Origin of the sequence: Cloacibacterium caeni, from assembly GCF_907163105.1 — a bacterium.
Lineage (GTDB): Bacteria > Bacteroidota > Bacteroidia > Flavobacteriales > Weeksellaceae > Cloacibacterium > Cloacibacterium caeni_A.
Genome location: NZ_OU015321.1, coordinates 2092824 through 2114250 on the forward strand (window position 1 = coordinate 2092824; position 21427 = coordinate 2114250).

General features: G+C 33.4%; 18 protein-coding genes. 14 read left to right on the forward strand and 4 right to left on the reverse strand.

The window, feature by feature from the left end:
- Positions 1-91 precede the first annotated feature (91 nt).
- The 3 genes from KKQ76_RS09780 to KKQ76_RS09790 all read left to right on the forward strand — a co-directional run bounded on the left by KKQ76_RS09780 (position 92) and on the right by KKQ76_RS09790 (position 2832).
- Entirely contained in the window at positions 92-727 is a 636-nt protein-coding gene (locus KKQ76_RS09780; RefSeq protein ID WP_213196977.1) for a carbonic anhydrase, read from the forward strand.
- Between the two features lie 127 nt (positions 728-854).
- Positions 855-1724 (forward strand): phosphatase PAP2 family protein, encoded by an 870-nt coding sequence (locus tag KKQ76_RS09785; RefSeq protein WP_213196978.1) that lies wholly within the window; start codon positions 855-857, stop codon positions 1722-1724.
- The gene (locus KKQ76_RS09790; protein WP_213196979.1) at positions 1708-2832 is read left to right on the forward strand and encodes a hypothetical protein; all 1125 of its coding nucleotides are present in this window, start codon (positions 1708-1710) and stop codon (positions 2830-2832) included. The genes KKQ76_RS09785 and KKQ76_RS09790 overlap by 17 nt, the downstream gene beginning before the upstream one ends.
- A 90-nt stretch (positions 2833-2922) precedes the next feature.
- On the opposite strand, the gene pth is transcribed toward KKQ76_RS09790, so the two are convergent.
- From pth to mfd, 3 genes are all read right to left on the reverse strand, one after another.
- Positions 2923-3486 carry an aminoacyl-tRNA hydrolase gene (gene pth, locus KKQ76_RS09795; protein WP_213196980.1) on the reverse strand — a complete coding sequence of 188 codons (564 nt, stop codon included), beginning with the start codon at positions 3484-3486 and terminating at the stop codon, positions 2923-2925.
- Between the two features lie 91 nt (positions 3487-3577).
- On the reverse strand, positions 3578-4465 hold the full coding sequence (locus KKQ76_RS09800) for a hypothetical protein (protein WP_213196981.1): 888 nt from the start codon (positions 4463-4465) through the stop codon (positions 3578-3580).
- A gap of 30 nt (positions 4466-4495) precedes the next feature.
- Positions 4496-7921 (reverse strand): transcription-repair coupling factor, encoded by a 3426-nt coding sequence (gene mfd, locus KKQ76_RS09805; protein WP_213196982.1) that lies wholly within the window; start codon positions 7919-7921, stop codon positions 4496-4498.
- Between the two features lie 136 nt (positions 7922-8057).
- On the opposite strand from mfd, the gene KKQ76_RS09810 reads away from it, so the two are divergent.
- Genes KKQ76_RS09810 through KKQ76_RS09820 form a run of 3 tightly spaced genes read left to right on the forward strand, consistent with a single transcriptional unit; the run spans position 8058 to position 10147 of the window.
- Positions 8058-9578 (forward strand): GH3 auxin-responsive promoter family protein, encoded by a 1521-nt coding sequence (locus KKQ76_RS09810; protein WP_213196983.1) that lies wholly within the window; start codon positions 8058-8060, stop codon positions 9576-9578.
- A gap of 46 nt (positions 9579-9624) precedes the next feature.
- The gene (locus KKQ76_RS09815; RefSeq protein ID WP_069800101.1) at positions 9625-9864 is read left to right on the forward strand and encodes a hypothetical protein; all 240 of its coding nucleotides are present in this window, start codon (positions 9625-9627) and stop codon (positions 9862-9864) included.
- Positions 9848-10147, forward strand: coding sequence for a type II toxin-antitoxin system RelE/ParE family toxin (locus tag KKQ76_RS09820; protein ID WP_213196984.1), 300 nt, complete (start codon positions 9848-9850; stop codon positions 10145-10147). Before KKQ76_RS09815 ends, KKQ76_RS09820 begins: the two co-directional genes overlap by 17 nt.
- Here the strand turns inward: KKQ76_RS09820 and KKQ76_RS09825 are convergent, their stop codons facing one another.
- Positions 10148-10483, reverse strand: coding sequence for a DMT family transporter (locus KKQ76_RS09825; RefSeq protein ID WP_104793176.1), 336 nt, complete (start codon positions 10481-10483; stop codon positions 10148-10150).
- A 59-nt stretch (positions 10484-10542) separates the two neighbouring features.
- On the opposite strand from KKQ76_RS09825, the gene KKQ76_RS09830 reads away from it, so the two are divergent.
- The 8 genes from KKQ76_RS09830 (at position 10543) to KKQ76_RS09865 (ending at position 21243) form a co-directional block, all read left to right on the forward strand.
- Positions 10543-11778: an MFS transporter gene (locus KKQ76_RS09830; RefSeq protein WP_213196985.1), complete on the forward strand. Its 1236-nt coding sequence runs from the start codon at positions 10543-10545 to the stop codon at positions 11776-11778.
- 11 nt (positions 11779-11789) lie between these two features.
- The gene (locus KKQ76_RS09835) at positions 11790-13064 is read left to right on the forward strand and encodes an AbiH family protein (protein ID WP_213196986.1); all 1275 of its coding nucleotides are present in this window, start codon (positions 11790-11792) and stop codon (positions 13062-13064) included.
- A gap of 140 nt (positions 13065-13204) precedes the next feature.
- The gene (gene dnaB / locus KKQ76_RS09840; protein WP_213190068.1) at positions 13205-14770 is read left to right on the forward strand and encodes a replicative DNA helicase; all 1566 of its coding nucleotides are present in this window, start codon (positions 13205-13207) and stop codon (positions 14768-14770) included.
- Positions 14771-14857: 87 nt separating this feature from the next.
- Positions 14858-15334 (forward strand): ribonuclease HI, encoded by a 477-nt coding sequence (gene rnhA, locus KKQ76_RS09845; RefSeq protein WP_213196987.1) that lies wholly within the window; start codon positions 14858-14860, stop codon positions 15332-15334.
- Positions 15335-15450: 116 nt separating this feature from the next.
- Entirely contained in the window at positions 15451-17025 is a 1575-nt protein-coding gene (gene nadB / locus KKQ76_RS09850; protein ID WP_213196988.1) for an L-aspartate oxidase, read from the forward strand.
- 36 nt (positions 17026-17061) lie between these two features.
- Positions 17062-17934, forward strand: a complete 873-nt coding sequence (gene nadC, locus KKQ76_RS09855; protein ID WP_069800087.1) for a carboxylating nicotinate-nucleotide diphosphorylase — start codon at positions 17062-17064, stop codon at positions 17932-17934.
- A gap of 174 nt (positions 17935-18108) precedes the next feature.
- Complete coding sequence (locus KKQ76_RS09860; protein WP_213196989.1) at positions 18109-20727, forward strand: TonB-dependent receptor; 2619 nt, start codon at positions 18109-18111, stop codon at positions 20725-20727.
- A 78-nt stretch (positions 20728-20805) separates the two neighbouring features.
- Positions 20806-21243, forward strand: coding sequence for a hypothetical protein (locus KKQ76_RS09865; RefSeq protein WP_213196990.1), 438 nt, complete (start codon positions 20806-20808; stop codon positions 21241-21243).
- The last annotated feature ends 184 nt before the right edge of the window (positions 21244-21427 follow it).

Genomic DNA, 21427 nt, shown 5'->3' on the forward strand with positions numbered 1-21427 from the left:
ATAACTTCATACCTATTAAATTAACATTGTTTCCTTTTCGGAACCAACCTTCAGTGTTCCGAAAAGGTTTTTAAAAAAATTAGAAAAAATTATGAAAGCACATACATTAGAAACTCAAGCAACCATTACTCCAGAAAAAGCACTTATTTTTTTACAAGAAGGAAACCAAAGATTTGTAAATAATCTTAAAGTAAACAGAAACCTTTTAGAGCAAGTAAATGATACTAGAGAAGGACAATGGCCTTTTGCAACAGTACTCAGTTGTATCGACAGTAGAACTTCTGCGGAACTTATTTTCGACCAAGGTTTGGGAGATATTTTCAGCATCAGAATTGCAGGAAATTTTGCTAATCAAGATATTTTAGGCTCTATGGAATTTGCTTGTAATGTAGCAGGTTCTAAATTGGTAGTGGTTTTAGGACATACCAAATGTGGTGCTCTAAAAGGTGGATTAGATGCTCCTCAAATTGAAGGGCTTGGAATGGATAATCTTAATCACCTTATCTATCATTTCGAATCTTGCATCCACGAAATCATCAAAGAAGGAGAAGAACGTTCTTCTAAAAATGATGATTTATTAGATAGATTAACGCTTTGCAATATCAAAAAAACCATCGAAGATATTCGTCACCAAAGTTCTACTTTAAGAAATTTAGAGAAAGAAGGAAAGATAAAAATTGTAGGTGCAAATTACGATGTTGAAACTGGAGTTGTAACATGGCTCTAGTTTTTGCGACTAACATATAACACAAGCGAGAATTTCTTCATATAACTTTGATTTTTAATTAACACTTTCTCGCTATAGCCCCTTAATTAGGGGCTTTTTTTGTACTTTTGATGAAATTTTCACCCTCTTGAAAAACATATCTATAATTTGGTTGCCCATTCTTTTCTATTTCTGCGGAATAGAATTGGTAGTACTTTTTACACAACCAAGCCTTTTTCTAGACCTCAATTTTTTTGGAGTTCGGGTTTTATTTTTAATTATTTTTTTAGCATTTCTCTTTTTGAAAAATAAAATTTCTTCCAAAATTTTTTACTTAGCCGAAGGAATTACAATTTATGCTTTGATGACTTTTTTATACAAAGAAACTGCTGTTTTAAATACTTTAATTTTTCCAAAAGTTGATGGATTTTTATCTCATTTAGACCAAAAAATATTCGGCTTTCAGCCTTCAGTAATATTTTCTGAAACTTTTGATTCTTGGTATTTCAGTGAATTATTTTACTTTGGATATTTTTCATATTACCTATTACCATTGGCTACTTTTTTGATTATTTATCTCAAAATTCCACAGAAAATAGAACAATTTAGCTTCATTTTAATCACTTCATTTTTACTGTATTATTTCACTTTTATATTGATTCCAGCAGAAGGGCCGCAATTTTATTTTCCGTTTCCAGAAAATACGATTGAAGCCAAAGGAATTTTCGGGAATATGGTCAAACTCATTCAAAAAAATGGCGAAGTTCCCACTGCTGCTTTCCCAAGTTCCCATGTAGGGATTTCTTGGATAGTTATTTTTTGGTTGTATCAAAATTTCAAGAAATCAGTAAAATATTTCATTCCATTTGTTGTCCTATTGATGTTTTCTACGGTTTACATTAAGGCACATTATTTTGTAGATGTGGTTGCTGGATTTATTTCTGCGCCGATTGTATTTTTTCTTACCTTTAAGTTTTACAAATTTTTAAACCATAAATTGGATGTCCGTTTCGATTAAAGAAGTTAAGACCAGAGAAGACTTAAAAACGTTTATTTATCTTCCCGAAAAAACTCATAAAAACCATAAAAATTGGCTTCATCCGTTGTATATGGATGATGAAAAATTCTTTGACAAAGACAAAAATTCACTCTTTAAGCATAATGAAGCGACACTTTTCCTTGCATACGAAAACGGAAAAGCTGTTGGCAGAATTATGGGTGTAATTCCTACAGATTACAATAAATTTCATGGGAAAAATAACGCCAGATTTTCTTTTTTTGAATGTTTTGATAATAAAGAAGTTTTCAATGCTTTAATTACTGCAGTGGAAACTTGGGCAAAATCTAAAAACTGCACAGAAATCATCGGACCAATGGCATTTTCAGACAAAGAACCTCAAGGTTTTCTTACCAAAGGTTTCGAAGAAAAAGCAATGCTGGTTACCAATCACAGTTTTCCGTTTATGGTAGATTTCATCAAAGAAAATCATTACGAAAACTTTGTAGATTTAGTACAATATGACGTTCCGATTACTGCACAAATACTGAACAGATATAAAAATTTCAACGAAAGAGTTTCTAAAAATTTAAAGATAAAAACGGTAGAATTTACCTCAACAAAAGCTGTGAAACCTTATGTAAAACCTGTTTTTGACCTCATCAACAAAACCTACACCGAAATTTACGGCTTCACAAAACTCACCGAAAACGAAATGACGGAATTTGCCGAACGTTTTCTACCGCTTCTCAATCCAAAACTCATCAAAATGATTACCGATGAAAACGGCGAATTGCTAGCTTTCATCATTGCAATGGCAGATTTAAGCGAGGCGATAAAAAATTCACGTGGTAGAATTTTACCTTTTGGTTGGGCAAGAATTTTATGGGCAATGAAAACTTCAAAAAGGCTTCAACTTTTGTTGGGCGCGATTCATCCCAATTATCAAAACAAAGGTCTGGATGCAGTTTTGGCGACAATGCTTTTCGGTTCTGCATTGAAATTAGGATTCAAAACAGTAGATTCTCATCTCATTATGAAAGACAACCTGAAAATGCGTGGCGAAATTGAGAAATTAGAAGGTTTTAATTTGTATAAAGAGTATTGTATTTTTAGGAAGAAACTATGAAAATGTAAAGTTGTGAAGTTGCAAAATCGTAAAACTGTTAAATTAAAAAAACAACTTTACGACTTTACAAATCATCGATTTTACAAAAAATTACTTCCCGTTAAAAGTATTCATAGTATTATTCATTCCGGCGAAAACGAATGATAGACACGCTTTTGCAAAAATATCTATTCTATCTTGTAAAGTTTTGAGTTCTTCTTCATTCCATTTCCCGAGAACATAATCTACTTGTTTTCCTTCGGAAAAATCTGCAGAAATCCCGAAACGCAATCTTGCGTAATCTTGTGTTTGTAAAACTTCTTGAATATTTTTTAAACCGTTATGACCAGCATCAGAACCTTTTTTTCTTAATCTTAAAGTGCCAAAAGGAAGTGCCAAATCATCCGTAATTACCAATACATTTTCTAACGGAATATTTTCTTTTTGCATCCAAAATCTTACTGCATTTCCAGAAAGATTCATGTAGGTATCTGGTTTAAGAACAAAAACTTTTCTGCCTTTGTATTTTCCTTCAGAAATCCAACCGAAATTGCCAGATTTAAAGGGAGCTTCTAAAGTTTGTGCAATTTTTTCGGCTACTTTAAAACCAATATTATGACGCGTTTCTGCGTATTCTTCACCTTTGTTTCCTAAACCTACGATTAAGTATTTCATGAATATTTATTGATTTTGCAAAGATAATTTTTTGAAAATAAAAATCTCAACCTTTATATAAGATTGAGACGAAATTTTGTTTTTATAAATTTTATAAACTCATATACTCAAAAGTGCTTTTCTCGCCTGAAACCGTCATAGAAGTAGCATAATTTTGTGAGTCATAAGTATAAGAAACCGTTTCTGTAGTAGTGGTTCCCATCATAGATTCTGTCATCTCTACTTTGGTAAAATTATTAGACATTCCATAAACGCCTAATCCTTTCTCAGAGATAGAAAACTCGTTATAATTATTTCCTAAGGTAGAAGTTGGCGAAATCTTATTATCATAACCCGAATAATTGGTCGTCACAATAACATCTGGAATTGGTCCTAAACTCAGCTTAGTCGTAAACACCATTTTAGTAAGGTTTTTTCCTGAGTAAGTATATTCAAAAATTCCAGTTTGGGTAGAAATTCCTGCCATAGAATATTCTTGAGTAACTTTAGCAACCTGGTTTGCAGCATTATAGACATAAGTGCTCACTTTTTGGGTAGTGTTAATCAGAGTTCCACTTAATTTGGTTACTTCTGTAGCTTCTACTTTAGCAATATTTCCTGTTGCGTTATAACTCACAATAGAGGTAATGGTAATATCTTCAGAGGTTTCTGCATCCACCAAAACACTTACCACTTTAGAAATTTTACCATTATTGTAAGAGATGGTAGAAGTATAAGAATTATCAGAAGTAGTGATTTTAGAAATTGCTTTATTAGCGTAAGTAAAACTGAAAGAAAAAGGATCGCCATTATCATCAAAAGTATTGATTTTTGCCAAAACTTTAGTTCCGGTAGTTCCTGTTCCGCCACCACTTCCTGTTCCACCTCCATTTCCGTTACCGCCACCTGTAGAATCTAAACCTAAGAAAGAAGATGTTTCTGGCGCACAAGAAATAATAAATAAAGAAACTAAGGCCAGCCAAAAATGTTTGATTTTCATGATTTTTATTTTTTACAAAAGTACAATTTTCTAACTTAAAATTTTGGTCAATAGAACATTTACCTCATCTACATTTTTCACACCATCTTTTCTCATCATGAGTTGATTACCTTCTTTACCAGATTTTTCCTTGAGTTGAGCTTCTCTAGAATTTTGACTAAGATAAGCAATAATATTTCTGAATTTTTCACTTTGATAGAATTTATCTTGCGGATTATCTGGAAAATACCCGAGGAAAATTCCGTTTTTCATTACAATTCTGTCAAAACCAATTTCCGCAGCCAACCATTTCAATTCTACCGATTTTAATAAATTAACGGCTTCTTTCGGTAAATTCCCGAATCTATCAACCAATTCATTTTCAAATTTCTGCAACTCTTCTTTGGTTGGGATTTCTGCTAATTTTTGGTATAATGAAAGTCTTTCTTCCGTAGAATTCACGTAAGAATCTGGCAACATCAACTCAAAATCGGTATCAATATTGACTTCTTTATTTGATTTAAATAATTTCTTACGGTCTTCTTCATTTTCAAATAAATCTTGGAAGTCATCTTCATTTTGCAATTCTTCCAAGGCTTCTTGCATTAATTTTTGATAGGTTTCAAAGCCCATTTCATTGATAAAACCACTTTGTTCTGCTCCCAGTAAATCTCCAGCTCCTCTGATTTCTAAATCTTTCATCGCAATTTGGAAACCGCTTCCTAAATCCGAAAACTGCTCTATCGCTTCGAGACGTTTTCTGGCATCCGAAGTCATCATATCAAACGGTGGCGTAATGAGATAACAAAACGCTTTTCGGTTGCTTCGCCCAACTCTTCCACGCATTTGGTGCAAATCTGCCATCCCAAATTTCTGCGCATCATTTATAAAAATCGTGTTCGCATTCGGAACATCTACTCCAGATTCTACAATCGTGGTAGAAACCAAAACATCATATTTTCCTTCCATAAAATCGAGAATTCTGGCTTCCAATTCTTTTCCGTCCATTTGTCCGTGGCCTGTAATGACTCTCGCATCTGGAACCAAACGCTGAATTAATCCTGCAATATCTTTCAGATTTTCAATTCTATTATTGATGAAATAAACCTGTCCGTCTCTTTGAATTTCGTAAGAAATCGCATCTCGAAGAATTTCTTCATTAAATCCAATAATTTGTGTGTCAACTGGTTGTCGATTTGGCGGTGGTGTTTTTATCACCGATAAATCTCTTGCTGCCATCAAAGAAAACTGAAGCGTTCTTGGAATTGGCGTTGCTGTTAAAGTCAAAGTGTCAATATTTGCTTTTAACGTTTTGAGTTTATCTTTTACATTTACGCCGAATTTATGTTCTTCGTCAATAATCAATAATCCTAAATCTTTGAAAACGATATCTTTTCCCACCAATTGATGCGTTCCGATGACGATATCAATTTTACCATTTTTGAGTCCTTCTTTGGTTTCATTTTTTTGTTTTGCAGAACGAAATCTATTCAAATACGAAATATTTACAGGAAAATCTTTCAATCTTTCCTTGAAACTTCGGTAATGTTGAAATGCCAAAATCGTAGTAGGAACCAAAACCGCGACTTGTTTTCCATCAGTTGCCGCTTTGAACGCCGCTCTAATTGCCACTTCCGTTTTTCCGAAACCAACGTCTCCACAAATCAATCTGTCCATTACGCCATCATTTTCCATATCCATTTTCACATCGTTGGTTGCTTTTTCTTGATCTGGAGTGTCTTCATAAATGAAACTCGCCTCTAATTCGTTCTGCAAATAAGAATCTGGCGAAAACGAAAACCCTTTTGCCGTTTTTCTCTGAGCATATAATTTGATGAGGTCAAATGCAATTTGTTTAACTTTTGCTTTGGTTTTTTGCTTTAAAGTTTTCCAAGTTGGAGAACCGAGTTTATTGAGAACGATTTCTCTTCCATCTGGTCCGTTATATTTTGAAATTTTATGAAGCGAATGGATGGAGACGTAGAGCAAATCGTTGTTTTTATACGTCAATTTGAAACATTCCTGCGTTTTTCCGTCATTGGTAACTTTCACCAATCCCATAAATTTTCCAATTCCGTGGTCGATATGTGTAATGTAATCTCCCACTTTCAAAGACATTAAATCTTTCAGCGTTAATTGCTCAGATTTGGCAAAAGAATTTTTGGCTTTATATCTTTGATAACGGTCAAAAATCTGATGGTCTGTATACACAGAAACTTTCAGTTCATAATCTACAAAGCCTTCATGAAGCTCAGATTTGAAAGATTTAAACGGTAAATCGTGATTTAGCTCCTCAAAAATATTTTCTAACCTTTCCTTTTGTTTTTCCCCTGAAAAAGAAATCCAAGTTTCATAACCTTCCTCTTTTTTTTCTTTTAAATCTTCGGCGAGAAGCTCAAAATTTTTGTGGAAAGTGGGTTGTGAAGTTTGATTGAGATTTATCGTTTTAGTTTTGTCATTCTGAGCGGAACGAAGTGAAGCCGAAGAATCTATTTTATTTTTAAGAGATTCTTCATTTCGCTTTGCTTCATTCAGAATGACAGATGAAAAATCTATACTTTTAAATTTTTCTAAATCTCTTAGAAAAACATCATCAGAAACGAAAAGAATTTCTGGTTTTTGGTGCTTGATTTCTTTGCTTAACGTTTCAAATTTTCGCTCTGCTTTCTCGTAGAAATCTTTCAGTTTTTTTACCGTGAGATAAGCATTTTTAGTCACAATAAAACTATCTTTTGGCAATAAATCCAATAGAGAAACTTTGCTTCCCGAAACCGCAAAATTCATATTAGAAACCAATTCAAACTCGCTGACTTTCCCTGTGGAAAGTTGAGTTTCGATGTCAAATTCCTTAATGCTTTCTACTTCATTTCCGAAAAAAGTAATTCTGAAAGGTTTTTCGTAAGCGTAAGAAAAAACGTCAACAATTCCGCCTCTCACAGAAAATTCTCCAGGTTCAGAAACGAAATCGGTATAATTAAAATTGAACTGATTCAACAATTCTTCAGTAAAATCAAAATCCAGTTGGTCGCCAACTTTTATCGTGTGAGAAATCGCTTTGAAATCTTCCTTTTTCAAAACTTTTTCTGAAAGCGAAGAAGCGGTGGCAACGATAATTTTTTTCTTTTTATCAAAATTCAAACGATTGAGAACTTCGGTTCGTAAAACGATGTTTGCATTTTGGGTCTTCTCGACTTGATAAGGTTCTAAATGCGTTTCAGGAAAATACAAAACGTTTTCTTCGCCTATCATTTCCTCTAATTCCGAAGTGATATAATTAGAAGATTCTTTATCGTCAATGATAAAAAGAACATCTTTTTTCTGTGTAAGAAATAATTCTGCCACCAAAATAGACGGAACAGAACCAGCAAAACCCTTCACAGAAATATGTTGGCTTTGGTCTAAATTCTCAAAAATTTCTTTTCCAAAATTCTTTCTTAAAAACTCAGGAATAAGCGTTTGACTAATATTTTTCAGCATTGTAATATCGTAAAATTGTAATTTTTTTCATCGTTTTTCAAAAATTGATAAAACGACAAAAGCGATTTCGGGTTGCTCCGAAATCGTTTGACGGTGCAAAGATAGTTTTTTCAAAACTTATTTTTAACTTTGGCAAATGATAAATTTCTTAAAGAAAAGCATCGCCAAAATTTGGGCGAAAAACCATGTTGCCAAAACAAAAGACTTCAAAAATAACGCCGAAGTTCTTCAGGAAAAATTGTTATTAGACTTGGTCAAAAAATCCGAAAAAACACTTTTCGGACTTCAGCATAACTTTTCGGAAATAAAATCGGTAGAAGATTTTCAAAAAAATGTGAAAATCTCTGACTACGAAGACCTAAAACCTTTTGTAGAAAAAGTAAAACACGGAGACAAAAATATTCTTTGGCCAGAAAAACCAGAATATTTCGCCAAAACTTCTGGAACCACTTCTGGAACGAAATATATTCCTTTGACCAAAGAAGGAATGGACTATCAGGTAAAAGCGGCGCAATCTGCACTTTTCCATTATATCGCTCAAAAAAACAATGCTGATTTTGTAAACGGAAAAATGATTTTCTTGCAAGGTTCACCAGAACTGGAAGATATTAACGATATAAAAACGGGCCGACTTTCTGGAATTGTTGCCCATCACATCCCAAAATATTTGCAAAAAAACAGATTGCCGAGCTACGAAACCAATTGCATAGAAGATTGGGAAACTAAAGTGGACAAAATTGTAGAAGAAACCGAAAAGGAGAACATGACGCTGATTTCGGGAATTCCACCTTGGTTAATTATGTATTTTGAAAAACTCATTGAAAGAAATGGCAAAAAAATAAAACAATTATTTCCGAATCTTCAACTCATTGTAACAGGCGGTGTAAACTACGAACCTTACCGTGAAAAAATGGAAGAATTATTGGGCGGAAAAGTAGATATTATCCAAACATTCCCTGCAAGTGAAGGATTTTTTGCTTTTCAAGATAATTATGAAAAAGAAGGACTTTTGCTACAATCGAACCACGGAATTTTCTATGAATTTATTCCGCTAGAACAATACGGACGCTTCGACTCCGCTCAGCAACCACTTTTTGAAAGATTGACGTTAAAAGATGTTGAACTCAATAAAGATTATGCGTTGATTTTGACGACAAATTCTGGACTTTGGGCTTATTCTATTGGTGATGTGGTACGTTTTATTTCTAAAAATCCACATAGAATTTTAGTTTCTGGAAGAACCAAACATTTCACCTCTGCTTTTGGCGAACACGTGATTGCTTTTGAAGTGGAAGAAGCAATGAAGGCAACAGTAGAGAAATTCCCAGCACAAATTACGGAGTTTCACCTCGCTCCACAGGTAAATCCCGAAAATGGAGAATTGCCTTATCACGAATGGTTTATAGAATTTGAAAAAGAGCCAGAAAATTTAGAAGATTTCCTTCAAAACCTTGATGCAGAAATGCGCAAAAGAAACACGTATTATGATGATTTAATCGCTGGAAATATTTTGCAAGTTTTGAAAATCACCAAATTGCAGAAAAACGCCTTTCAAGAATATGCAAAATCTGAAGGAAAACTAGGCGGACAAAATAAAATTCCGAGATTGGCAAATGACAGAAAGATTGGGGAGTTTTTAAAGAATTTTAAAATCTAGATTTTGGATGAAATAATTTTTTATCTTTGATTAATATTTTGTGGAAATGAATTTAGATTTTAACATAGAAAGCAAAAAATTGGCACTTATTCAATGGTTAACTTCATTGAACGATGTTTCTATGATTGATAAAATTCTAGAACTCAAAAATAAAGAAAGTAAAGATTGGTGGGACGAAACTTCTGATGAAGAAAAAGAATCTATTGAAAAAGGATTAGAAGATGCCAATTCTGGAAAATTAAAACCACATTCTGAAATAAGAAAAAAATATGAAAAGTGGCTATAAAATTTTTTGGACAGAACATGCAGCCTCTGAATTAGAAAAAACCATTCAATATTTACAAACAGAATTTTCTGATAAAGAAATTTCAAAACTTTTAATAAAATTAGAAGAAACTTTAGAGCTAATTTCTATCAATCCTAAAATATTTCCCATTTCTGACAAAAAAGGAATTCACAAAGCAATCTTGCTTAAATACAATTCTATCTATTACAGAGAAATAAACAATTCTGTAGAAATTTTATCCTTCTTTTCTAACAGACAAAATCCTAAGAAAAGAAAAATCTAACTACTCACTTACAAACTTCAGTCCTACGATTGAAATAATTAAAGTTGACACAAAAAAGATGCGCCAAAAAGTGGCTGGTTCGTTAAAGAAAAAGATCCCCATCAAAACGCTTCCTACCGCTCCAATTCCTGTCCAAACTGCGTAAGCTGTTCCGATTGGCAAACCGTTTTCGCCAGCAATAGCTTTGTACATCAGAAACATAGAAAGAAAAAGGCAAACTGCAAAACCAGACCACCAATAGAGGTTTTCTTTGCCTGTGGTTTCTTGTGCTTTTCCTAAACAAAACGCAAATGCAGTTTCGAATAATCCTGCGATGATGAGTATTAACCAATTCATAGCACAAATATAGACTTTAACTATTAAAAAAATATTTCTAATTCCTTTATATTTGCTCAATGATTTCTCTTGAGCCCATTAAAACTCTAAAAAATAAAGAGTTCCGAAACCTACTTACCGGAAGATTTTTTCTAATTCTAGCGTTTAGAATGCTTGCAACGTTATTAGGATGGTGGGTTTATCAGCTCACCAAAGACCCTTTTTCTATTGGTTTGATAGGACTTTCGGAAGTTATTCCTGCAGTTTCTACAGCTTTGTACGCTGGTCATGTTATCGACATGAACGAGAAAAAAAGAATGCTTCTCTTATGTACTTCGGGATATTTTTTGCTCATTGCGTTGTTATTAATCCCTGCATTTTACGCATCTAATCTTCATTTTACAGGTCACGAAATCACGTATTACATCTACGGAATTATATTTTTCACAGGAATTTGTAGGGCTTTCATCGGCCCGATTGTTCCAGTAATGATTCCCAAAATTGTGGGACAAGAAAAATTAGCAAACGCCATTACCTTAAATCAAGCTACCTTTCTTACCGCATCAGTTTCGGGACACGCAATTGGCGGATTTCTCATCGCTTTAATTACTATAAAATGGACTCTTGTCGTTATTTTATTTTTAATTTTATTGGCATCCTTATTTTTCCTTCAAATCAAAAAACAACAGTCAGAATATCATAAAAAGGAGTTGCAAGTTTGGGCTTCTATGAAAGAAGGAATCACTTACATTTATAGAACGAAAGAAATTCTAGGAGCATTGTGTTTAGATATGTTTGCCGTACTTTTTGGCGGTGCTGTTGCCATGATTCCTGTTTTCGCAAGTGATATTTTAAAAGTTGGAGCTGATGGTTTCGGACTTCTCAACGCAGCATCAGATATTGGCTCAATGATGATTATTGTAACGCTTTCTTTCATTCCATTAAGAAAAAATCAGGGCAAAATTTTAATCGGTGTAGTAGCTGGATTTGGTTTGTGCATCATTGGTTTCGGCTTGTCAAAACTCTATTGGTTGTCTTTCTTATTCCTTATGTTGAGCGGAATTTTTGACGGAATTTCAGTCGTGATTAGAGGAACCATCGTACAGTTGAAAACTCCAGATCACATCAGAGGAAGAGTGATGAGTGCAAATTCAATCTTCATTATGTCTAGCAATGAAATGGGACAATTTGAAAGCGGTGTTGCTGCAAAACTTTTAGGCGTGGTAAAATCAGTCGTTTTTGGCGGAACCATGACCGTTCTCATTGCACTTTTTGTAGGGAAATTTGTTCCAAAATTGAGAAAAATGGAATATTAAAAAAACTAAATATGGCTAAAATACTAATAACTGGCAATGGATTTGACTTACACCATAAGCTTCCAACAAAATATCAAGATTTCTTAGAAATCATGTTAAAAATTGAAGCAATAAAAGAAAAAGAAAATTATTGCTTTGATGACTTATTCACAGACATTAAACAAAAAGAAGATTTAGAAAAATTTTTTAAAATTGAAAATCTCAAATTCAAGAAAGAACATATTCTATCACTTAAAGAAAGCTTAAAAAATAACATCTGGTTTCAATATTTTAAAGAAGAATATATGATTGAAACATGGATAGATTTTGAATCTAAAATAGAAAAAGCAATAAATTTTGCTATCCTTTTTATTAAAAAAACTAGTGCTGAACTTACTCAAAATCCTAAAACAAGTTTGCCTGTATATTATTATAATATAATAAACAATAGTATTGAAGCTATAAATAGTTTAAGAAAATTAAAAATAATTTTATCAGATAATATTGATAGTCCAATCAACACTATAGAATTAAGGAAAGAATTTCTAATTTATAAATACAATTATTATATTAACATTAACGAAGATGCTATATTAAATCATTTAAAACAACAATTAGACGATTTTAAAAACATTTTTAATTATTATTTTGACTTAATAATTAATTCATTTTTAGAAAATCCAAAATCAGAAAACAAAGCTTGCAATCTGCTAAATAGTATTGATTACTATTACACATTTAATTATACTGATACTTTTAAGAAATTATATAAAAATTCAAAAATTAAGAATAATATTTTCAATGTACATGGTAAATCTTTCCTTGAAAAGCAGATTACAACATCATCAGAAGAACATTCAATAGTTTTAGGATTTAATGATATTGATGAAACCATACTCAATAAAAAGTTTTATTTTCCTTTTACTAAATACTACCAAAAATTAAAGAACAATACTGATTATAAATTTATTAAAGATTTAGATTTATCTAACAAGTCATCCTATATTTATATTTGGGGACATTCTCTTGATAAATCTGATAAGGACTATGTTGATGAAATTTTTGAATTTTTATTAGATAAAAATTTAAGTTCTAGTTATGAAAGAAAGTTATTTATTATCTATCATGATGTGATTTCAAAATCAAATATGTTGTTAAACTTGTTAAGCATTAGAGGCAAAAAAGATGTTGAACATTGTATGAGAAGTAATAAATTAGAGTTTATAAAATCTGATTACCAAAACTTGAATGAATATTTTAATAAACATGAAAAAGCACCTATTTCTATGAACCCAGGCTTTTATTAAATTATTAAATATCAATAAGTCAAAAACTTATCAACATTCGGAATTTCGCTTCATCTTCCATTAACAAAGCATTTGAAGATTATTATCCGCAAAACGCAGATTTAACCTCAAAAAAATTTTAAAAATTCTATCTTTGTGCAATGGCACAGAAGGAAACATTATCAAGTTTAACACATGGTAATTTCGCGAAGGAACTTTCTATTTCAGCAGGCAAAATGCCGCCTAATGCAGTTGAATTCGAGAAATTGGTTATTGGTACTTTTTTGATTGACAAAAAAGGATTAGATTATTCTATAGATTTATTAACTCCCGAGGTTTTTTACGACCCGAGACATCAAGTAATTTTTTCTGCAATCTTAAAATTGTACGAAAAAAACGAGCCTGTAGACTTAATGACTGTAATCCAAGAGCTCAAAAAAGAAGAAAAACTAGGTTTTGCTGGAGGTGACCATTACATTATTGACCTTACTATGGGCGTTTCTTCGAGCGCTCACATAGAATATCACGTTCGTGTAATTCTAGAAAAATTCATTCTCAGAAGTTTGATTAATGTTTCTGCGAATGTAATTGACAGTTCTTACAAAGAATCTACAGACGTTTTTGAATTGCTAGACAAAGCAGAACAATCGTTTTTCGAAATTACCAATGGAACCATCAAAAAAGGTTTTGACACCGCCAATTCCTTGGTAAAAGAAGCCATTGATAAAATTAAATCCTTAAAAGACAAAGAAGGACTTTCTGGTATTCCATCAGGATTTAGAGATGTAGACAAAGAAACAGGAGGATGGCAAAGTTCTGACTTAATCATCATCGCGGCGCGTCCTGCAATGGGAAAAACCGCTTTCCTACTTTCTATGGCGAGAAACATCACTGTAGAACACAATATTCCGATGGCGCTATTCTCTCTGGAGATGGCATCAGTACAGCTTATCACAAGGATGATTGCCTCAGAAACGGGAATTTCTTCTGAAAAATTGAGAAAAGGACAAATGTCTGAAGAAGAATGGCAAAGACTATTTTCAAACGTTGCCGCTCTTGAAAACGCACCGCTTTATATAGACGAAACACCTGCGCTTTCGGTGTTTGATTTCCGTGCAAAATGCAGAAGATTGGTAATGCAACATGGCGTAAGAATCATCATGGTGGATTATTTACAGTTGATGACCGCAAATTCTGGAGGAAAAGGCGGCGGAAACAGAGAGCAAGAAATTGCAACGATTTCTCGTTCATTAAAGGCGATTGCAAAAGAATTAAACGTTCCTGTTATTGCACTTTCTCAGTTATCCAGAACCGTAGAAACCCGTCCAAATAAGAGACCTCAACTTTCGGATTTGAGAGAATCTGGAGCAATTGAGCAAGATGCAGATATCGTTTCTTTCATCTACAGACCAGAATATTATAAAATTGACACTTGGGAAGACGAAACTCCTTCTGCGAACCAAGCAGAACTTATCATTGCGAAGCACAGAAACGGTTCTATTGCAGATGTAAGATTAAGTTTCCACGGAAGTTTAGCCAAATTCTCAGATTTAGACGTTTTCGGAAGCTATCATTCTTCTGGTTTTGCGCAACAGGATGAACCAAGCGGTTTTGATAAATTGCGAGTTTCAATAGATCCAGGTGCAGCATTTGGCTTACCAGATAACGGAAATATTTCTGGCTCTGCCATGAATGACGATGACGATGATGCTGAAATGCCGTTCTAAAAAATGTAAAATCGAAGATTCTTAAAATTGTAAAAATATATTTTTGCTTACGATTTTACGAATTTTCAGTTTCACGAATTTACTTACATGAAAATCGAAATTTACACAGACGGCGCTTGTAGTGGCAATCCTGGAAAAGGTGGCTATGGAATTCTCATGCGTGTTCCTGAAAAAAAATATCAAAAAACTTTTTCCGAAGGTTTCCGTTTGACCACCAATAATAGAATGGAACTTCTCGCGGTGATTGAAGCACTTGAAAAGTTGAAAAATCCCGAAGAAAACGTTCATGTTTTCACTGATTCTAAATATGTAGCCGATGCCATTAACCAAAATTGGATTTTTGGTTGGATAAAAAAAGGGTTTAAAAATGTAAAAAATCCTGATTTGTGGCAAAGATTTATTCCGCTTTTTAGGAAACATACAATAGAATTTCATTGGATAAAAGGTCATGCTGGTCATCCCGAAAATGAAATCTGCGACCAACTCGCAGTAAAAGCTTCTCAATCATCGAATTTAAAAATAGATGCTTTTTTTGAAAATCAAAAAGAGGGCGGATTGTTTTAAATCTGAATAAAGTTTATAGTCAATTTCTTTAGCAGAATCCTCCCTATTCTTTTCAAAATCCTTACATTTGAAATGTAGTTTTACAGACTTTCTAATTTCAAATCTCAATTTTTAAAATGATAAAAACAGATGTATTGGTAATTGGCTCAGGAATTTCGGGACTTTCTTACGCCATTAAAATTTCTGAAAAATTACCAGATGCTAAAATCACCATCGTCACCAAAGCTGAGGAAGACGAAACCAACACCAAATATGCTCAAGGTGGTTTAGCAGTAGTAATGGATTTAGACACTGATAATTTCCAGAAACATATTGATGATACAATGCGTGCTGGAGATTACGAAAACAATAGAGAAGTGGTAGAAATGGTCATCAAAGAAGGACCAGACCGTTTCAAAGAAATTGTAGAATGGGGCGTAAATTTTGACAAAAAAGAAGACGGCGAATTTAAACTCGGAAGAGAAGGTGGTCACACCGAATTTAGAATTGTTCACCATAAAGATATTACAGGTGCCGAAATAGAACGTGCACTTCTTGCTTATTGCAACAAATCCCCCAACATTCAAATCCTTGATTATCATTATGTTATTGATTTAATCACACAACACCACATTCCCAATAAAAACTTTGATTTAGAAAATATTTCTTGTTATGGAGCGTACGTTCTTGACCAAAAAAATAAGAAAATTAAGAAAATTACCGCAAAAGTAACCTTGGTAGCAACTGGAGGAGCTGGTCACGTTTATAAAAACACCACGAATCCAAAAATTGCAACTGGAGACGGAATTGCTTTTGTTCACAGAGCTCGCGGTAAAGTTTCTAACATGCAATACATTCAGTTTCACCCTACTGCAATGTATTCTAAACGAGACGGAATGCTGTTTCTCATTTCGGAAGCAGTTCGTGGTGACGGCGCAAAACTCAGAACCAAAAATGGCGAAAAATTCATGCATAAATATGATGAGCGAGAAGAATTAGCTTCGCGTGATATTGTAGCAAGAGCCATTGACAACGAAATGAAAATTTCTGGTGATGAATATGTAGGCCTTGATTGTAGAGAAATGGATAAAGAAAAATTTATAGAACATTTTCCTAATATTTATCAAAAATGCATGGATGAAGGAATTGATCCATTTAAACAACTGATTCCTGTGGTTCCTGCAAGTCATTATTTAATGGGCGGAATCGTGGTAGATAAAGAGGGACAATCTTCTATCAAAAATCTATTTGCAGTGGGAGAATGTACCAATTCTGGATTGCACGGCGCGAATCGTCTCGCTTCTAATTCACTTTTGGAAGGTTTGGTTTATGGCCATAATGCTGCGATGAAATCTGTAGAATTGCTTCACAAAGACGAATTTAATTACTTCGACCTCGAAAACGTGCCAGAATGGAATGAAGAAGGCATGAAAGTAATGGAAGAAAAAGTACTCATCACTTATCTCAGAAAACAACTTCAAGAAATGATGAGTGATTTGGTAAGCATTGTAAGAAGCAACGAAAGATTGCAACTTGCTCAAAAAAAACAAAGAGAAATCTACGAAGCGGTTACAGAATTGTATAATTATTCAGTAATTTCGCCAGAATTATCAGAATTAAGAAATCTGGTGAATGTTTCTTACCTTATTATTAAGCATTCTTTGGCGATGAAAGAAAACAAAGGTGCTTTTTACAATAAAGATTTTGCTTAATGATTCATCACAGATAAAAACTTGAAATTTACATCTATGAAACGTCCACATTACGTAACCGATAAAGCCTTAAAACAATTTATAAAATCTGCTTTAGAAGAAGATATTCAAAGCGGTGACCACTCTACCCTTTCTACCATTCCTAAAGAATTGGTACAAAGTGCTAAACTTTTGGTAAAAGAAGACTGTATTTTGGCTGGTGTAGAATTAGCAGAAATTATTTTTAAAACTTTTGACAAAGATTTAAAAGTAGAGGTTTTTATTAAAGATGGAGAAAACGCAAAAGTTGGCGACATTGCTTTCATCGTTACAGGAAGTGCGCGTTCTATCCTTTCTACAGAAAGATTAGTGCTAAATTGCATGCAAAGAATGAGCGGAATTGCTACTTTAACTCATGAATGGGACTCTAGACTTTTAGGAACCAAAACCAAATTGCTTGACACGAGAAAAACTACTCCAAATTTCAGAATTTGTGAAAAATGGGCGGTAGCAATTGGCGGCGGAACCAATCACAGATACGGATTGTATGATATGATTATGCTAAAAGACAATCACATAGATTACAACGGAAGCATTACCAATGCAGTGAAAATGACGCAAGACTACCTCAAAAAAAATAAATTAAAACTAAAGGTAGAAGTAGAAACCAGAAATCTAGCCGAAGTAGAAGAAGCTGCAAAACTTGCAGGAAAAGGAATTGATAGAATTATGCTAGATAATATGGATGTAAAAACCATGACAGAAGCGGTAAAAATAATTGCAGGAAAGTGTGAGACCGAAGCTTCAGGAGGAATTTCAAGAGACCAACTAAACGAAATCGCAAGAACAGGTGTCACTTATATTTCTGCAGGAGCACTTACCCATTCCGCAGAAAATATAGATTTAAGTTTAAAAGCCATAAAAAATTAAAAATAATAAAAATACGCTAATAGCGTGTTTTTTTGTATCAAATTGAAAATCAAAAGTTTCATTGTGGATAAAAAATTATGGATTTCATAAAATTTTAACACTATGTTAATTTTAGTTAAAAAAAAAAATGTATTTTGCATAGCGATAAAACAATGTTTGAAATAATATAACTTTATGAAAATCAACTATTTAGGAAAGTCAAGACTTTCTGTGGTTATTGTATTAAGTGCTGCTAGTGTAGCATTTGCGCAAAAAACTAAAGATTCTATCAACTCAAAAGACATAGAACAAGTAGTTCTTACTGGGGTGGCAGATATCGCTAAGGACAGAAAAACTCCAGTTGCTGTTTCTACTATTAAAGAAGCACAAATTGTAGAAAAATTGGGTAACCAAGAATTCCCAGAAGTCCTAAACACTACTCCTTCTGTGTATGCAACTAAATCTGGTGGAGGTTTTGGAGACTCTAAAATTAACATTAGAGGTTTTGCTCAAGAAAACGTAGCGGTAATGATCAATGGGGTTCCTGTAAACGATATGGAAAACGGAGCTGTATATTGGTCAAACTGGGCTGGTCTATCAGATGTAACTTCTGCTATGCAAGTACAGAGAGGTCTAGGTTCATCTAAATTAGCTATTGCTTCTGTAGGTGGTACTATTAACGTAGTAACTAGAGCTGCTGACAAAAAACAAGGAGGAATTGTTTCTATAGGTGTTGCTAATGACGATTACTTAAAAACTCTATTTGCTTACAATAGCGGTAAAATGTCTACAGGATGGTCTACTTCTTTCCTTTTAAGTAGAACTGCTGGTAACATGTATGCTAATGGTACAGAATTCGAAGGATATAATTATTATTGGGCATTAGGTTACCAAAACGGTAAACATGATTTCCAATTTACCATTACTGGTGCTCCACAATGGCACAACCAAAGATCATCTTTCATTACTATCGCTAACTATATTAAATATGGTGGTGTAAATGGTGGTGATCCAAACAGAAAATATAACGCAGATTGGGGACTTCTAAATGGAGAGGAATACTCTATGAGAAGAAACTACTACCACAAACCAGTAATGTCTTTAAACTGGGACTGGAACATTTCTTCTGCTTCTAAACTTAATACAGTAGTATACGCTTCTTTTGGTAGAGGTGGTGGTACTGGAGACACTGGTTCAGTGGGAGGTAAAAACTTCTCAAACGCAGCTTGGAGACTTCCTGATGGAACGGCTAACTTTGACGCAATTTATGCAGCAAATGCAGCTTCTACACCTACAGCTGGTGTGTTAGTAAGAAGAGCTTCTATCAACTCTCACAACTGGTTTGGTATCATTTCTAGTTTTAACCAAAAAATTAATGACAACTTAAAACTTACCGCAGGTATTGATGGTAGATATTACTATGGTTACCACTACCAAGTAGTAAGTGATTTCTTAGGAGCTACTGGCTTCAGAGATACTACTAACAAAAATGCTATTTCTACAAGTAACCCAACTGGTCAAAGAATTATCGTAAATTCTCATGATGCTACTCCTACTTGGAATCCTTTTGGAGGAAAAATTGATCCAGAAGCAGATATGATTTCTTACTGGAATGATGGAGAAGTACTTTGGTATGGTGGTTTCGGTCAGTTAGAATATTCTAATGATAATTTATCAGCATTTGTACAAGGTGCAGTTTCTAACCAAGGTTTCCAAAGAATTGACCACTTTATCGTAGATGGTGTTTCTTTATTAAACGGAACATTAGCATCTCCAACTAACCAACCTACTGCTAAAAACCCAGCACTTAATACTAAAACTGGTTTCAAAAATTTAGTTGGTTACAATATTAAAGGGGGAATCAACTATAATATTAATGATCACCATAACGTTTTTGGAAACATCGGTTACTATTCTAAGCAACCTTTCTTAAACGCTGTTTATCCTAACAATAAAAACTTCTTAAACCCAAATCTTACCAATGAAAAGATTTTTGGTGCTGAATTAGGATACGGTTTCCGTTCATCTGCTGTAAACCTTAACGTGAACGTTTATAGAACTTCTTGGAAAGATAGATTCTTAAGAAGAGGTAATTTAAATATTCCAGATCCAAACAACCCAGGAGTAACATTTACTAACGCATATGCTAACATTGCTGGAATTACTGAAATTCACAGAGGTGTAGAAGTAGATGGTAGCGTAAAAGTAAACCAATATTTATCTTTCACAGGTATGGTTTCTGTAGGAGATTGGTATTATGAAGGAAATGCAACTGGTACTTACTTCACTGAAACAAACGAAGAAATCGCTGGAACTAGCTTTGCTGGAACCACACTTTACTTAGACAAAGTAAAAGTAGGAGGATCTGCTCAGAATACTTATGCTGCAGGTTTCGTTCTTGAACCAGCTAAAAACTTCAAATTAGATGGAACATACAGATATGTTAACAATCTATACGCTAACGTAAACCCTATCAACTTCCAAAGTCAAGCTGCTGGAAACTTAGGTGCTCTTAAACTTCCTAGTTTTGGACTTTTTGATTTAGGTGCATCTTACAAGGTAAACCTTAATGCTAAGCAATACTTTACTCTAAGAGCAAACGTTTATAACGTTTTTGATAAAGTTTACATTGCAGAATCTAACACTAACTACCAGAGCAACCTTTCTGCAGCTGATTACGCAGCTTATGGTTCTTCTGCTCCTTCTTACACAAGCTATGTACAAGCAGGAGAATGGAACGGTGTTTCTCAACAAAACCAAGTTTTCTTTGGATTTGGTAGAACTTGGGCTGCAACATTCTCATTCAACTTCTAAAAACAATTTTAGATTTTATAAATCACGAATCCCGGCTATATTTGCCGGGATTTTTTATATTTGTAACAAATAAAAAATATGGATACATTTAACATTATTAGAGAAGCTCACAAAGGTTTCGGTTATTTAATTTTAGTAGCAGCATTAGTTTTCATCGTAGCATTATTGTTGGCTATGTTTGGTTATTCTGGTAAAATCAGCAAGCTATTAAAAAAATCTACCCTTTTTACCATGATTTTGTTTCACCTACAATTTTTAATCGGGATTGCAATGCTTGTTTTTTCTCCAGGACTAAAAGCAGCATTAGAAAAAGGAACATTAATGAGCAATTCGTACAATAGAGTAACTTTCGTAGAGCATCCTTTTTCTATGCTCGTGGCAGCTATTTTATTGACCATTATCAACAAATATTTAAAAAAGAACGAAACCTTAGCACCAAAAGTAGTTTTCATGGGAGTTCTGGCATTGCTATTATTTGGCTACGCTTTCCCTTGGGCTAAAGTTTTCGGAGTATAAAAAAGGAAAGGTGTAAAATTGATTTAAATCATTTTATCGCAAAAGATAATTTTTACTATCTTTGTAAAAAATTTAGATAAATTTTCCATTAAACAATTTTCAAAAGGATTATTTATAACGAATTTTATTAAATATTAGATTTAAGCAATATTTTACACCTTTAACTTTTTAAAAAATTTAAAAC